This is a genomic window from Eikenella halliae (genome assembly GCF_001648475.1).
GTDB lineage: Bacteria > Pseudomonadota > Gammaproteobacteria > Burkholderiales > Neisseriaceae > Eikenella > Eikenella halliae.
Genome location: NZ_LXSQ01000009.1, coordinates 48,851 through 62,347, shown reverse-complemented (window position 1 = coordinate 62,347; position 13,497 = coordinate 48,851). Strand labels below are relative to the sequence as shown.

Sequence of the window (13,497 nt, the reverse complement as noted above, 5' to 3'; positions counted from 1 at the left end):
TTGCTCCGATGGTTTATCAAAATACGATGACCGGAGTCTTTTTTGAAGCGTGGTTTCAGCAATGCCTACTGCCCGCATTGACTCAAAAATCGGTGATTATTTTAGATAATGCACGATTTCACCGTATGGGTGTCTTACGGGAAATGGCAGAAAAATTGGGACATAAGGTATTGCCTCTTGCACCTTATTCACCCGAACTCAACCCGATTGAGAAGGTGTGGGCGAATATTAAGCGGTATCTTCGAACCGTATTGTCTGATTACGCCCGATTTGACGATGCGTTACTGTCCTATTTTTATTTTAATTGACTATAATACTGTTTTTAAATTCAATCAAATATCAATAATCTTCTCTTTGTGATGCCACCTTACTAATTTTCTATTTCCCACACCTGGAGATTACCTCTCTCAATCATGCCAAACCTACAACCACTTTTCAGGTAGCCTGCCCTGCCAACCCGCTATAATCCCCTTCTCTCCCCTTCGGAACCCCATCATGACCACAACTTGGCACAACGGCTGGTGGCAGGGCGCGGTGCATTGCCCTTCGCCCAACTTCTCACCCCGCCCCGCCGGCGAAACCGTTTCGCTGGTGGTGCTGCACAACATCTCCCTGCCGCCCTTCGAATACGGCGGCAGCGCCATCCGCGATTTGTTCACCAACCGCATCAACCCGCAGGCGCACCCGTTTTTCCCGCAGCTGGTGGATTTGCGCGTGTCCAGCCATTTTTTGATTGAACGCAGCGGGCAGGTGGTGCAGTTTGTGTCGGGCAACGACGCGGCACACCACGCCGGCGTGTCGCAATATCGCGGCCGCAGCGGCTGCAACGCTTTTTCGCTCGGCATCGAGCTGGAAGGCTGCGATTTCGAACCGTTCACCGAGGCGCAATACCAAGCCCTGATTCCTCTGCTGCACAGCATGGCGGCACACTACCCCATCGAAGCCGTAACCGGCCACCAACACATCGCCCCCGGCCGCAAAAGCGACCCCGGCCACTTCTTCGACTGGCCGCGCCTGGCCGCCGCAGGCTTGGTGCTGGCGGAAGGGATAATAGATAGACAAAACGCCCCAGCCGCCGCAACACAGGCTACCTGAAAACCCGCATAGCTTTTCAGGTAGCCATCGCCAACTCGGCAGCCGCAAACTTCGTAGCATCGGCCTGTTCCCCGCGTGCTTGCACAACCCAAGGCTACCTGAAAGTGATGTCCCGTAGCCAAGGCTGAGTTTTAACTTCGTTGAAGCTTACGCTTTCAGGTATAGTGGATTAACAAAAATCAGGACAAGGCGGCGAGCCGCAGACAGTACAAACAGTACGGCAAGGCGAGCCAACGCTGTACTGGTTTTTGTTAATTCACTATAACTGCGTTGAAGCTTACGCTTTCAGGTAGCCTTCGGTTTACCCTTCCCAATCCTCCAAGGCCAGCGGCCCGTTTTCCTTCACTTCCTCCATCACCACATAACTGCGGCTTTCCACGGCAGAGGGCAGTTGCAGCAGGATTTTGCCGAGCATGTCGCGGTAGGCGGACATGTCTTGCAGGCGTACTTTGATCAGGTAGTCGTATTCGCCGGACACAAGGTGGCATTCGAGGATTTGCGGGATTTTCAGCACTTCGCGGCGGAATTCTTCAAAAATATCGCCGGATTTGGAATGCAGTTTGATTTCCACAAACACCAGCAAGCCATAGCCCAAGCGGGCGGGATTGAGGCGGGCGTGGTAGCCGCTAATGTAGCCGTCGCGCTCCAAGCGGCGCACGCGTTCGGTGACGGGGGTGGCGGACAGGCCGACGCGTTCAGCCAGCTCGGTCATGCTCAGGCGGGCATTTTCCTGCAAGAGCTTGAGGATGCGGTGGTCAATGCTGTCGGCTTCTTTGAATGTGGGGCGGTTGGGCATGGGCTTCTCCTATCATTATCGTGAATTGAAATAAGAATGCTGCTGTGTTGCCTGGCCGTACCATACATAGGTCTCGTCTGCAGCCAGTCGCCTCGTCCCATTCTTATCTTAATCCACTATGAAATCGCTTCTCTGTGGTTTCAAATAAAGGCTACCTGAAAAAGTTTTCAGGTAGCCTTTGCTTTCTCTGGGGTCTGTTGGCATTTAATTTTCCAAATGGATTTTTGTCCCCAAGGCGGCAGATTCAAGGCGGAAACCGCAGCAAGGTTGGACACCTTGCGAGGATTTCCAACGTGGAAGATGCTGCCTTGGGGGCAAAAAGACACGGAAACTATTAAGTGTCGACAGACCCTACAGCCTGCGCTTATTGCTCGCGGGTTTGATCCAGCAGGGCTTTCATGGAGAGGCGGACGCGGCCGCGGTCGTCCACTTCCAGCGCTTTCACGCGCACGTTTTGGCCGACTTTGAGGTAGTCGTTCACGTCTTTCACGCGCTCGTGGGCGATTTGGCTGATGTGCACCAGGCCGTCTTTGCCAGGCATCACGGATACGATGGCACCGACGTTGTTGTCCAAAATCTTAATCACCACGCCGTTGTACACCTGGCCCACTTCCACTTCGGCGGTGATTTCTTCGATGCGTTTGCGGGCGGCTTCCACGGCTTCCACATTCACGGCGGCGATGGTGATGGTGCCGTCGTCTTCAATGTTGATTTCGGTGCCGGTTTCGGCGGTGAGGGCGCGGATGGTTTCGCCGCCTTTGCCGATAACGTCGCGGATTTTGTCTTGGTTAATCTTCATGGTGAAGAGGCGCGGGGCGTGCTGCGAGAGCTCCTGCGGGCCGGACACGGCGGCTTTCATCTGCTCGAGGATGTGCAGGCGGGCTTCTTTGGCCTGTGCCAAGGCAATCTGCATGATTTCTTTGGTGATGCCTTGGATTTTGATGTCCATCTGCAGGGCGGTAACGCCTTCGGTGGTACCGGCCACTTTGAAGTCCATGTCGCCGAGGTGGTCTTCGTCGCCCAAGATGTCGGTGAGCACGGCGAATTTGTTGCCTTCCAAAATCAAGCCCATGGCAATACCGGCCACGTGGGCTTTGAGCGGCACGCCGGCGGAGAGCAGGCTCAGGCAGCCGCCGCACACGGAGGCCATAGAAGAAGAGCCGTTGGATTCGGTGATTTCAGACACCACGCGCATGGTGTAGCTGAATTCTTCGGGCGAGGGCAGCACGCCGAGCAGGGCGCGTTTGGCCAGGCGGCCGTGGCCGATTTCGCGGCGTTTGGGCGCGCCCATGCGGCCGCATTCGCCGGTGGAATAGGGCGGGAAGTTGTAGTGCAGCATGAAGCGGTCGGTGTATTCGCCGCTCAAGGCATCAATGATTTGTTCGTCGCGCTGGGTGCCGAGGGTGGCCACGGCCAGGGCTTGGGTTTCGCCGCGTGTGAAGAGGGCGGAACCGTGGGTGCGCGGCAGTACGCCGGTTTGGATGTTGATGGGGCGCACGGTGCGGGTGTCGCGGCCGTCGATGCGCGGCTGGCCGGCCAGAATCTGGCTGCGCACCACGTTGGCTTCCAAATGTTTGAAAATGCCTTTGATTTGGTTGGCGGCCAGGGTGTCGGTGTCTTCCGTAATCAGCGCAGCTTCAACAGCGGCCCAGGCTTCGTCCAGTTTGGCGGTACGCGCCTGTTTTTGGCGGATTTTGAAGGCTTCGGCCACGGTTTGCCCGGCAATTTCCTGCACTTTGGCCACCAGGGCGGCATCGGTTTCGGGCGCTTTCCAGTCCCACACTTCGGGGTTGACCGCATCGGCCAGCTCGTTGATGGCGCGGATAACGGCCTGCATCTGCTCATGGCCGTACACCACGGCGCCGAGCATCACGTCTTCGGGCAGGATTTGGGCTTCGGATTCCACCATCAGCACGGCTTGCGCGGTGCCGGCCACCACCAAATCCAGCTGCGATTTGGCCAGCTGGGTTTTGGTCGGGTTCAGCACGTATTCGCCGTTCAGGTAGCCCACGCGAGCGGCGCCGATGGGGCCGGCGAAAGGCACGCCGCTCAACACCAGCGCGGCAGAAGCGCCGATCATGGCGGGGATGTCGGAATCGATTTCCGGATCAACCGATACCACCGTGGCCACGATTTGGATGTCGTGGAAGAAGCCTTCAGGGAACAGCGGGCGGATGGGGCGGTCGATCAGGCGGCTGGTGAGGATTTCTTTTTCGCTCTGTTTGCCTTCGCGCTTGAAGAAGCCGCCGGGGATTTTGCCTGCGGCATAGGTGCGCTCCAGATAATCCACGGTGAGCGGGAAGAAATCCTGCCCGGCTTTCACTTCTTTATTGGCGGTAACGGCCACCAGCACCACGGTTTCGCCCATGGATACTTTTACCGCACCCGCAGCCTGACGGGCGATTTCGCCGGTTTCGATGGTGACGGTGTGCTGGCCGTATTGGAAGGATTTGACGTGTTTGTTAAACATTAAGATTCCTTTAGAAGAAGGCCGCTGCCGCTAAAACACTAAACATAAGCCCGCACGGGCGCAGGCGCATGGTTAGGGTTTCAGACAGGCAGGGCAGGTTGGAAATAAAACAAAGGTTTGAGGCTACCTGAAAGCGCAGCCCGAAACCGGCGCGCATTCTAACACGCTGCCGGAACGATTGCACCGTATATAGCTAAAAGCAATTATTTTTTCTTGCCAAGCGAGGCGTTGCAAGCAGCGTGTAATACCGCAAGAGGAGGCAGAGCCGCATAAATAAAAAAGTACTTGGGCTATCGATCAAGATAATCCGTTTTTCAGGTAGCCTCAGCCATACAGGCTACCTGAAAGCGTTAGCTTCAACGAAGTTAAAACCAAGCCCCTCTATTTGAGAGGGCTTGGCTCGCTTGGGTAGGACGTGTGCGGAATGCACGCACGCGGTTTCCGTTTTCAGGTAGCCTCTACGGCAATAGGGCTACCTGAAAACGCAATTTTAACTAAGCCAACACCCCAAAACCGCGCTCATATTGCGCTGCCTGCGCTAAAATACCGCCCTTCCCCACTCATCCTTCATTTATTCCACCATGCCCCTTATCCCATCCCGGCTCAAATGGCTTTCCGCGCGCGTGCTGGCCGCGCTGCCGATGCTGGTTAGCATGTGCATGGCCGTGCTGGCCGTGTGGTATTGGCAGAAGCCGCTGATGTGTATGCCGCTGGTGCTCGGCGTGATTGCCGGCGGCTTGGTGGATTTGGACAACCGCCTTACCGGCCGCATCCAAAACCTGCTCTCCACCATTGCCGCCTTCAGCGTTTCCTCGCTCACCGTGCAGTTTACGTTCGGCCGGCCGCTGCTGTTTCTGCCCGCGATGACGCTGCTCACTTTCGTGTTTACCCTGTCCGGCGCCATCAGCCTGCGCTACCGCACCGTCTCCTTCGGCACGCTGGTGGTGGCGCTCTATACCATCCTCACCATCAACCACAGCATGGTTTGGTATGCCAACACCCTGCTGATTTTGTGCGGCACACTGCTCTACAGTGGCAACACCCTGCTGCTGCACCTCATCCTGCCGCACCGCCCCGTGCAAGACAGCATGGCCGCCGCCTATACCGAGCTCGCGGGCTATCTCGACATCAAAGCCCAATTTTTCGACCCCGACGACACCGACCAGCTCGAGCAGCGGCAAATCGCGCTGGCCATGCAAAACGGCAAAGTAATCGCCGCCTTCAACCAAGTGCGCAGCGCCTTGTTTTACCGCATGCGCGGCCAGCACCGCCACCCGCGCACCGCCCGTATGCTGCACTACTACTTTGCCGCGCAAGACATCCACGAGCGCGCCAGCTCTAGCTACATCGGCGAATACCGCCGTTTTGTGGCCGAGCTCAGCCACAGCGACCTCATCTTCCGCATCCAGCGGCTGATCGAATGGCAGGCACAGGCCTGCCGCGACGTGGCGCACAGCCTGCAACGTGGCAGCACGGCGCCAGACAATGCCAAGCTGGACAAACTAGCCGCAGGCATCCGCCGCTCGCTCCAGCACCACCAATCTACCCAAGCCGATAAAAGCCCGCGCAGCCTGCGCCGTCTCATCGACAACCTCTACGGCATCAACTACCAGCTCACCCACCTGGCCGGCGAGCAAGCGGACTACACCGAAGCCAGCGAGCAAACCCGCATCGTGCGCGAAGATGCCGACGGCTGGGCAAACCGGCTGGCCGCCCTACGCCGCCACCTCAGCTTCGAATCCGGCGTATTCCGCCACGCCGTGCGGCTTTCCATTGTGGTGTTCTTCTGCATCGCCTTAGTGGAAAGCCTCAAGCTGCCCATGGGCTACTGGGTGCTGCTCACCGCCGTATTCGTGTGCCAGCCCAACTATTCCGCCACCAAAAGCCGCCTTATCCAGCGCGTGGTCGGCACGCTGGCCGGCGTAGCCGTCGGCTCGCTGCTGCCCTATTTCACCCCATCGCTCGCCACCCAGCTGGCCGTAGTGGCCGCCTCCGGCACCCTGTTTTTCTTCTTCCGCACCAACAAATACAGCTACTCCACCTTCTTCATCACCATCCAAGCCCTCACCAACCTCAACATCGCCGGCCTGCACGGCACCGACGCCCTGCCCTGGCGGCTGCTCGACACCATCGTCGGCTGCGCGCTGGCCTGGTGGGCCGTATCCATGCTCTGGCCCGACTGGCGCTATCTCTCCCTCGCCCGCACCGCCCAACGCGCCCTCGCCGGCAACGCAGGCTACCTGAAAAGCATCACCGGCCAGCTTCAATACGGCGGCCATTGCGACGATGCCGCCTACCGCGTCGAACGCCGCCGCGCCCACGAACGCGCCGCCCAACTGAGCAGCACCCTTTCCGACATGTCCGGCGAGCCGAAAAAATACGCCGCCCAACTGCCCGGCGGCTTCACCCTGCTCAAAACCGTTTACGCCGTCAACGGCTATATCTCCGCCCTCGGCGCCTACCGCAGCCGCCTCAGCCCCGGCCAAATCGAACCCGATTTCAAAGCCGCCTTCGCCCGGGCCGCTAATGAAACCGCCCGCCTGCTCGAACAACTGCCCGGCCTGGCCGAAGCCGAATTTCAGGTAGCCTACAGCGCCCTGCGCCAACAACTCACCGCCCTGCGCCCCGACAGCAGCGCCAGCCCCCACGCCCACACCCTCTGGCAGCAGCTCACCCTGATCATCAAACTCCTGCTCCCCGCCTACCAAGCCTTGCAAGACGCGGATGGCACCCAAACCGAAACGCGGCAGGCAACCGCAGCGGACACCAGCGGTTAGGCAATGCTTCGCGCCCAAAAGGCTACCTGAAAGCGTAAGCTTCAACGAAGTTAAAGCGATGTCTTGGCGAAGCCAAGGCTGAGTTTCTGCGAAGCTAAAACGGAGCGAAGCGGAATTTCTGCACAGCTAACGTAGTTTCTACGAAATCAAAAACGCAGCAGATTTTCCGCACAGTGAAGTGCCGCTGCCACGCAGTTAAAACGCGGCTTCCGTCGGAGGCCACATTGCTATATAGGGTTTTCAGGTAGCCTGCACCGGCAGCCCGGCCATACTGTCCCGAATCATGCCGCTACTCAAACACGCGCCCAAGCAAAAGGCTACCTGAAACTTTAGCTTCGCAGAAACTTCGCTTCGCTACGTTTTCAGGTAGCCTTTGTTTATGCAGTTAAACCCCGGCGGAAACTTTCTCCCATGCTTCCAAAATCAATTCGGGGCGGTTGCTTTGCAGCAGGCTGGCATCAGAGAGCATCTGCCGCCACACCCGGGCATGGTTGCGGCCGTGCAGCAGGCCGAGGTAGTGGCGCAGCATGTGGCGGATGGTGAGGCCGGGGTCGGCGGCGAGCGAGCGCTGCATATAGCGGTAGAGCGCGGGAATCAGGGTGTCGAAATCGGTTTCAGGCAGCCTTTCGCCGTAAAACAGCCTGTCCCACGATTGCATCAGCATGGGGTTGTGATAGGCCTCGCGGCCAATCATCACGCCGTCAACGTGTTGCAGGTGTTCGGCAATTTCGGCATTGGTTTTGATGCCGCCGTTGATGATGACTTCCAGCCGGGGGAAATCCTGCTTGAGGCGGTAAACATAGTCGTATTTCAAGGGCGGCACATCGCGGTTTTCTTTGGGCGAAAGGCCCTCCAGCCAGGCATTGCGGGCGTGAACGATATAGGTGCGGCAGGCGGTTTTGTCGGCGAGCGTGCCCACGAAATCGCATACGGTTTGGTATTCGGTTTGGCGGTCGATGCCGATACGGTGTTTCACGGTTACGGCGCAATCGGGCGCGGCTTCCTGCATGGCGTTGAGGCAATCGGCCACCAAATCCACTTCGTTCATCAAGCAGGCGCCGAACGCGCCTTTTTGCACGCGCGGGCTGGGGCAGCCGCAGTTGAGGTTGATTTCGTCATAGCCCCAGCCTGCCGCGATGGCGGCGGCCTTGGCCAAATCGGCCGGGGTGCTGCCGCCCAGCTGCAGGGCAACCGGGTTTTCGCTTTCGTCTTTGCCTAAAAAACGCTCGGCCTGGCCATGGATGATGGCGCCGGCGTGGATCATTTCGGTGTAGAGCCAGGCATGGCGGCTGATTTGGCGTGCCATGTAGCGATAATGCCGGTCTGTCCAGTCCAGCATCGGGGCTACTGCAAGACGGCGTGTGCCAATATAATCAGCATCTTGCTTGTTTGTATTTGCTTTTTCTAGATTTTCGGTTTGTATCATTTCGGATTATTTCGGTTTATTTTTGCTTATTTCGGATTATTTGTTGTACCATAAATGCACCATTTTTTAATTTCTCGCCGATGGTGCAAATATGGGAACGATCACAAAGCGCACAAACCCCAGCGGGGCAGTGGTGTATCGGGCGCAAGTCCGCATAAAAAAGGCGGGTGTGCCCGCTTATAACGAGTCTAAAACATTTACCAAAAAAGCACTAGCCGCCGAATGGCTCAAGCGGCGCGAAGCGGAGATTGAGGCAAACCCGGATTTGATATTTGGCATCCAAAAAATGCGGATGCCAACCCTTGCCGCCGCCATCGATAGCTACCTAGCCGAGCTGCCGGCAGTTGGTCGCAGCAAAAAACAGGGGCTGTTGTTTCTGCGCGGCTTTCGGATTGCCGCGCTGCCGCTGGATAAAATTACGCGCGATCAGGTGGCCTTATTCGCCCAACAGCGCCGAAACGGCCTGCCGGAATTAGGATTAAAGCCGGTAAAACCGCCCACTATTTTGCAGGATATACAGTATATCCGCGTGGTAATCAAACACGCATTTTATGTTTGGAATCTAAAGGTTAGCTGGCAAGAGATTGATTTTGCCCTCGAGGGGCTGGAAAGGGGGAGGATAGTTGACCGCCCTACCATCCGCAACCGCCTACCGAGCAGCGAAGAGTTGCAGAGCCTAACCAACCATTTTTATCAGGCGTATGCCGGGCGGAAAACAACCGCCGTACCCATGCACCTGATTATGTGGCTGGCAATTTACACCTGCCGCCGGCAAGATGAGATATGCCGCATGATGCTGGCCGATTTTGACCGTGAGCACGGCGAATGGCTGATCCACGATGTAAAACACCCAGACGGCAGCCGGGGCAACGATAAATCATTTGTTATCAGCCCGGCGGCGCTGCAGGTAATCGACGAGCTGCTGCAAGATAACGTGCAGCGTGGCATGGCGCGACTCGGCGGACGCCCGGGCAGCCTTGTGCCGCTCAAAGCCACCACCATCAGCGCCCAATTCACCCGCGCCTGCAAAGTGCTGGACATCCGAGATTTGCGCTTCCACGACCTGCGCCACGAAGGTGCAACGCGGCTGGCAGAAGACGGCGCCACCATCCCGCAAATCCAGCGCACCACCCTGCACGACAGCTGGAGCAGCCTACAGCGCTACGTCAATCTGCGGCGTCGGGGCGACAGGCTGGACTTTGCCGAGGCCATCGCCAATGCCTGCGCGGCGGTCAAGCCATAATTTTCAGGTAGCCTTTTTTCAGGTAGCCTGAAATCAAAACAACTGCCCTTGCGCCAACGCGTGCTCGATGCGCTGGCAGGCAATATCAAAATATTTCGGCTCGCGCTCGATACCGATAAAGCGCCGACCGCGCTGCAAAGCTGCTACGCCAGTGCTGCCTGTGCCCATAAACGGGTCAAGCACCAAATCGCCCGGCGCGGATGCGCTGGCAATGGCCTTGTACATCACATACAGCGGCTTTACTGTGGGATGGTCAAAGGGATTTTTCTCCACGTTGCCCACCACAAAACGGGTTTTGCTCTCCCAAACGTGTTTTTTAAAGGCGTGCACCATGTATTCCGTGTCCGGCAGGTAGTTGTTACAAGTAAGCGGGGTAGGATTTTTCTTGTTCCAGGTGAGCAGCTGCCAGCGCAAATTTTGTCTTTCCGCCTGCGCGAACAAATCCACCAGCTGCGCCTTGGTGCAAAACACAAACCAGTTTTCAAATTGTCCGAGCAAGCCTACATCAAAACCGCCGTCCAAATGCCGGTCGATGTCGGCCATGTATTGCCGTTGTCTGCCGATTCCGCCACCGGCGGCAGAAAGCTCATATGGCGGGTCGGAAATCAGCGCGTCCACCTTGTTTTCAGCCAATACCGCCGGCAAAAGGCCGGCGCAATCGCCCAAGTAGAGCGTTGCGCCGGCAAATTCTTGCTTAATCATTTCGCACACCCAAAGCAAAGCCACCGGTGGAGCCGGTGGCGTATCATTTACACAAATTAACTATAAAATCTCAAAATAACGCTTGCAATGTATCCTTAAAAGATACATAATACACACATGGACAGGCAACAAGGCCAGCCACCCTACCAAATCAGGGAGCGATTTGGACTAACCAAGTAAAGGATAAAAAAATGAAATACGAAATTCGCGATTTTGGCAGCAATAACCGATTCGCTATGTTGCCGATTAGCATTAACCGCCCGGCAGTATTGTCAGGCTCAGAAAAACAAGTGGCTTGGGCTAATGATATCTTGGATTCCGTTACGGCTTTTTGGCTTGATGCGGATAACCTTTACGGGCTGAAATTACCTCAAGGCGTAGATACCACCGACCCCCGCATGGAGTCAGCCCTTGATGGCTGGACGGCTAAAATCCAAAACCAATTCGATGCGTTTTTTGCCCATACCGATGCCAAACACTACATAGATAGGCTAAAAGGCTTTAACGGCAACTGGCACAAAGAAGCATTGCAAAATATCATCATCGCCTAAATTCACGCGCCGCCCAAATGGGCGGCAACCCATACCGCCGGGGAACGGCGGTAACTTGTCATTTTGGAGTAAAAAATGAAAACAACCATGATTATTGAGCAACGCGGAAAAGGTTATATTTACGACCTGTTTTCCGAAAACGACACCAAGCGCGGTGTGCGTTGCGGCCTAACCCCGCAGGATGCGGCAACTGAAGCCAGTAGGGTGTTGGCTGAGCTACATCAATCGGGCGCGGAGGTGGCAGTAGTGGCACCCACTGAAGTTTTCGCGCTAATCCCAGCCCATTTGACGGGTAGCGAGCCAATAAAAGCGGTGCGGTTAAAAGCCATTGAGTGGATTGCGGACTTACTCCTAGTCATCTACAAGGATAAGGCACAAATCCCAAGCAATGTGGCGCGGTATGCCACGCACAATCCGCTTAAAGCGCTTGGACTGATTACCCAGCGCCGCGAAATGCCCATCAACAACCCTAGCGTAGCTGAGTTGATGGACAAAATAGATGACCCAGAGATGCTTAATTTCAAACGCCCCGCCAGCTTAGAGGAGCAGATGGCATTTGATATGCGCTTGTACAAATCGCCGTACCAATCCAAATAACAGGTAATCGCATGATTGACAATCCCGAGTTGGGCTACACGCCAGCCAACCTCAAAGCCCTGCGAGAACAATACAATCTCACCCTGCAACAGGCAGCCGACATCACCGGCACAAAAAACTGGGTGGCCGTATCCCGTTGGGAAACACCTGTCGGCGCACCCAACCACGCCGATATGCCATACACCAAATGGCTGCGGCTGTTGGAGCATATCGGACAGGCATAAAACAAAGCCCGAACCAGTAAGGATTGCTTACCCGTTCGGGCTTGTCCTATTTCGGCCACGCCTTTATCAGGCCATCATGCCGGGCGGCGCAGTCGTTATACAGATGCACCACCTCCAGCGCCCACGGCAGCATCACCTTGCCCGTTGTGCCGGATAATTCAGGTAGCCTTGGACAGGGCGTAGCTAAGTCGGCAGGTGGCTCAACGGCGTTCGGCAATGGCGGCGTTGAGGACTGACACCCCGCTTGCATCAGTACAATCGTCAATATACACAGGCCGCTCGATAATTTTTTGTACCACTTCACGCTGTACTCTCACTTTCTCGTCCCGTTCGGACTTGGTTTGTTGATATTCCACACTCGCCGCCCGGGCGGTCTTTTGATGCTGCTGATGCTGCTCTATCATCTTGGCAGTGATGGCCGCCGTGGCCGCATCGTAGCCCGCCTGATAGCGTTGCCTGCCATACCAATATTCACCGCCAATCACCGCCGCCAGCAGGGCGGCAATGGCAAGCGGTTTCCAATATTTAACTATCCACATCGTTTCTTACCTCAACAATACGGCCAAAATTTCAGGCAGCCTGAAAGCCAAAATCAGCAATATCAAGCCGCCCACAACGTGCCAGAAGGTTTTACGCACTTCTTTTGGACTCACATTCATTGCTTCCATCAAAAATACTCCTAGCATTTTGAAAGTAAATCGTTTATCATTCATACAGTTTTCAATCTTTCCGCTCAAAGGTTGAATACAGAAACCCCGCAAACCAGCCCAGTTTGCGGGGTTTCGCTTTTCAGGCAGCCTGTTCCAGCCGCGCCAAAAACTGCCGGTAGTTACGCAATTCGTGCTCCGCGTGCTGGGCGGCATAGGCATCGCCGATGACTTTAGCATCTGCCAGCGCCGCCTCTTGCTCGGCAATCATGCGGCGCACCCAGTCGGCTGTGCACTCATCCGCCATACTATGCCTCGCTTTCGCCCTGTTTGCCGGTGGCATCTACTATCGGCAGCTCGTAGCGGATGGCCGCTGGCTCGGATTTAACGCACTGCTTATCGCGCCAGTAGCTCGGCCACCAAAAGCTCAATTCCGCCGCATTAAACGGGATGATGCTCACGCGGTTGCCTTGGTTGCCGCCCAAACCCATCAGGCGGCCTTGTCTGTCTTTGCCCACGATAAACATCACATGATTGCCGCCGGTACGTTTTTTGACTGCCAGGCAGCCATAGGCCGGCTTGGATAAGCGGGTAAGGTAGTGTTCATCCGCCCACGCGCCCGCGCGATACCATTGCGGCACGACAAAGCGATCAGCTTCGCCCAAGCACACGCCAACAAAACACCCGCACCAAGCCACCTCGTCGTTTTTCCACCAGGCTTTCTCTTCGCCGTTGTAGCCGCCAAACTTCACCAGCCAGCGCAGGATTTCCGGGTTGTGCTGCGGGCCCGGTATCTCACGCAATCCAAGATAGCTTTTCGCCTTGGCAATCCACGGCAATTCGGTTTGTTTCGTCATTTTTAACCTCCAACAAAAAAGCCCGCACAATGGCGGGCAGAAACATAAATCTTTGATTTTTCAGGTAGCCTCAAAACGCGCAAAATAGGTGTAAATCCACCTAATTAAAATA

Annotated in this window: 15 protein-coding genes and 1 pseudogene; 7 read left to right on the top strand and 9 right to left on the bottom strand. The window is 56.2% G+C overall.

Going from position 1 to position 13,497, the window contains the following annotated elements:
- Both A7Q00_RS03800 and ampD read left to right on the top strand, forming a co-directional pair.
- Positions 1-308: pseudogene (locus tag A7Q00_RS03800) on the top strand (IS630 family transposase); the annotation flags it as partial.
- Positions 309-495: 187 nt separating this feature from the next.
- A complete protein-coding gene (gene ampD / locus A7Q00_RS03795) occupies positions 496-1,095 on the top strand; it encodes a 1,6-anhydro-N-acetylmuramyl-L-alanine amidase AmpD (protein WP_064089302.1) in 600 nt (199 codons plus the stop codon).
- 301 nt (positions 1,096-1,396) lie between these two features.
- Here the strand turns inward: ampD and A7Q00_RS03790 are convergent, their stop codons facing one another.
- Positions 1,397-1,891, bottom strand: a complete 495-nt coding sequence (locus A7Q00_RS03790; protein WP_064089301.1) for a winged helix-turn-helix transcriptional regulator — start codon at positions 1,889-1,891, stop codon at positions 1,397-1,399.
- A gap of 364 nt (positions 1,892-2,255) precedes the next feature.
- Positions 2,256-4,361, bottom strand: coding sequence for a polyribonucleotide nucleotidyltransferase (gene pnp / locus A7Q00_RS03785; RefSeq protein WP_064089300.1), 2,106 nt, complete (start codon positions 4,359-4,361; stop codon positions 2,256-2,258).
- A gap of 581 nt (positions 4,362-4,942) precedes the next feature.
- Between pnp and yccS the strand changes: the two genes are divergently transcribed.
- Complete coding sequence (yccS, locus tag A7Q00_RS03780; RefSeq protein WP_064089299.1) at positions 4,943-7,138, top strand: YccS family putative transporter; 2,196 nt, start codon at positions 4,943-4,945, stop codon at positions 7,136-7,138.
- Positions 7,139-7,523: 385 nt separating this feature from the next.
- Here the strand turns inward: yccS and dusA are convergent, their stop codons facing one another.
- Entirely contained in the window at positions 7,524-8,477 is a 954-nt protein-coding gene (gene dusA, locus A7Q00_RS03775) for a tRNA dihydrouridine(20/20a) synthase DusA (RefSeq protein WP_245637519.1), read from the bottom strand.
- Between the two features lie 178 nt (positions 8,478-8,655).
- Between dusA and A7Q00_RS03770 the strand changes: the two genes are divergently transcribed.
- Positions 8,656-9,807 (top strand): tyrosine-type recombinase/integrase, encoded by a 1,152-nt coding sequence (locus A7Q00_RS03770; protein WP_064089297.1) that lies wholly within the window; start codon positions 8,656-8,658, stop codon positions 9,805-9,807.
- 33 nt (positions 9,808-9,840) lie between these two features.
- Here the strand turns inward: A7Q00_RS03770 and A7Q00_RS14025 are convergent, their stop codons facing one another.
- On the bottom strand, positions 9,841-10,509 hold the full coding sequence (locus tag A7Q00_RS14025) for a DNA-methyltransferase (protein WP_064089307.1): 669 nt from the start codon (positions 10,507-10,509) through the stop codon (positions 9,841-9,843).
- 191 nt (positions 10,510-10,700) lie between these two features.
- Here A7Q00_RS14025 and A7Q00_RS03760 point away from each other — a divergent pair, with 191 nt between their 5' ends.
- From A7Q00_RS03760 to A7Q00_RS03750, 3 genes are all read left to right on the top strand, one after another.
- On the top strand, positions 10,701-11,060 hold the full coding sequence (locus A7Q00_RS03760; RefSeq protein ID WP_064089296.1) for a hypothetical protein: 360 nt from the start codon (positions 10,701-10,703) through the stop codon (positions 11,058-11,060).
- 75 nt (positions 11,061-11,135) lie between these two features.
- Positions 11,136-11,657: a hypothetical protein gene (locus tag A7Q00_RS03755; protein ID WP_156503725.1), complete on the top strand. Its 522-nt coding sequence runs from the start codon at positions 11,136-11,138 to the stop codon at positions 11,655-11,657.
- An 11-nt stretch (positions 11,658-11,668) separates the two neighbouring features.
- Entirely contained in the window at positions 11,669-11,881 is a 213-nt protein-coding gene (locus tag A7Q00_RS03750; protein ID WP_064089294.1) for a transcriptional regulator, read from the top strand.
- Positions 11,882-11,927: 46 nt separating this feature from the next.
- Here the strand turns inward: A7Q00_RS03750 and A7Q00_RS13855 are convergent, their stop codons facing one another.
- From A7Q00_RS13855 to A7Q00_RS03740, 5 genes are all read right to left on the bottom strand, one after another.
- A complete protein-coding gene (locus tag A7Q00_RS13855; protein WP_168166235.1) occupies positions 11,928-12,098 on the bottom strand; it encodes a hypothetical protein in 171 nt (56 codons plus the stop codon).
- The gene (locus A7Q00_RS03745; protein ID WP_064089293.1) at positions 12,082-12,420 is read right to left on the bottom strand and encodes a hypothetical protein; all 339 of its coding nucleotides are present in this window, start codon (positions 12,418-12,420) and stop codon (positions 12,082-12,084) included. Before A7Q00_RS03745 ends, A7Q00_RS13855 begins: the two co-directional genes overlap by 17 nt.
- A 6-nt stretch (positions 12,421-12,426) precedes the next feature.
- The gene (locus A7Q00_RS12735; RefSeq protein ID WP_082887735.1) at positions 12,427-12,594 is read right to left on the bottom strand and encodes a photosystem I reaction center subunit PsaK; all 168 of its coding nucleotides are present in this window, start codon (positions 12,592-12,594) and stop codon (positions 12,427-12,429) included.
- 76 nt (positions 12,595-12,670) lie between these two features.
- Complete coding sequence (locus A7Q00_RS13360; protein WP_156503724.1) at positions 12,671-12,835, bottom strand: hypothetical protein; 165 nt, start codon at positions 12,833-12,835, stop codon at positions 12,671-12,673.
- 1 nt (position 12,836) lies between these two features.
- The gene (locus A7Q00_RS03740; protein WP_064089292.1) at positions 12,837-13,385 is read right to left on the bottom strand and encodes a TIGR02594 family protein; all 549 of its coding nucleotides are present in this window, start codon (positions 13,383-13,385) and stop codon (positions 12,837-12,839) included.
- Between the last annotated feature and the right edge of the window lie 112 nt (positions 13,386-13,497).

Bases quoted from the DNA above. Each gene is read 5' to 3' on its own strand.
- A7Q00_RS03745 (WP_064089293.1), bottom strand. From the start codon at position 12,420: ATGTGGATAGTTAAATATTGGAAACCGCTTGCCATTGCCGCCCTGCTG.
- A7Q00_RS03770 (WP_064089297.1), top strand. From the start codon at position 8,656: ATGGGAACGATCACAAAGCGCACAAACCCCAGCGGGGCAGTGGTGTAT.
- A7Q00_RS13360 (WP_156503724.1), bottom strand. From the start codon at position 12,835: ATGGCGGATGAGTGCACAGCCGACTGGGTGCGCCGCATGATTGCCGAG.
- ampD (WP_064089302.1), top strand. From the start codon at position 496: ATGACCACAACTTGGCACAACGGCTGGTGGCAGGGCGCGGTGCATTGC.
- A7Q00_RS03750 (WP_064089294.1), top strand. From the start codon at position 11,669: ATGATTGACAATCCCGAGTTGGGCTACACGCCAGCCAACCTCAAAGCC.
- pnp (WP_064089300.1), bottom strand. From the start codon at position 4,361: ATGTTTAACAAACACGTCAAATCCTTCCAATACGGCCAGCACACCGTC.
- A7Q00_RS14025 (WP_064089307.1), bottom strand. From the start codon at position 10,509: ATGATTAAGCAAGAATTTGCCGGCGCAACGCTCTACTTGGGCGATTGC.
- dusA (WP_245637519.1), bottom strand. From the start codon at position 8,477: ATGCTGGACTGGACAGACCGGCATTATCGCTACATGGCACGCCAAATC.
- yccS (WP_064089299.1), top strand. From the start codon at position 4,943: ATGCCCCTTATCCCATCCCGGCTCAAATGGCTTTCCGCGCGCGTGCTG.
- A7Q00_RS12735 (WP_082887735.1), bottom strand. From the start codon at position 12,594: ATGAATGATAAACGATTTACTTTCAAAATGCTAGGAGTATTTTTGATG.
- A7Q00_RS03740 (WP_064089292.1), bottom strand. From the start codon at position 13,385: ATGACGAAACAAACCGAATTGCCGTGGATTGCCAAGGCGAAAAGCTAT.
- A7Q00_RS03755 (WP_156503725.1), top strand. From the start codon at position 11,136: ATGAAAACAACCATGATTATTGAGCAACGCGGAAAAGGTTATATTTAC.
- A7Q00_RS03790 (WP_064089301.1), bottom strand. From the start codon at position 1,891: ATGCCCAACCGCCCCACATTCAAAGAAGCCGACAGCATTGACCACCGC.
- A7Q00_RS03760 (WP_064089296.1), top strand. From the start codon at position 10,701: ATGAAATACGAAATTCGCGATTTTGGCAGCAATAACCGATTCGCTATG.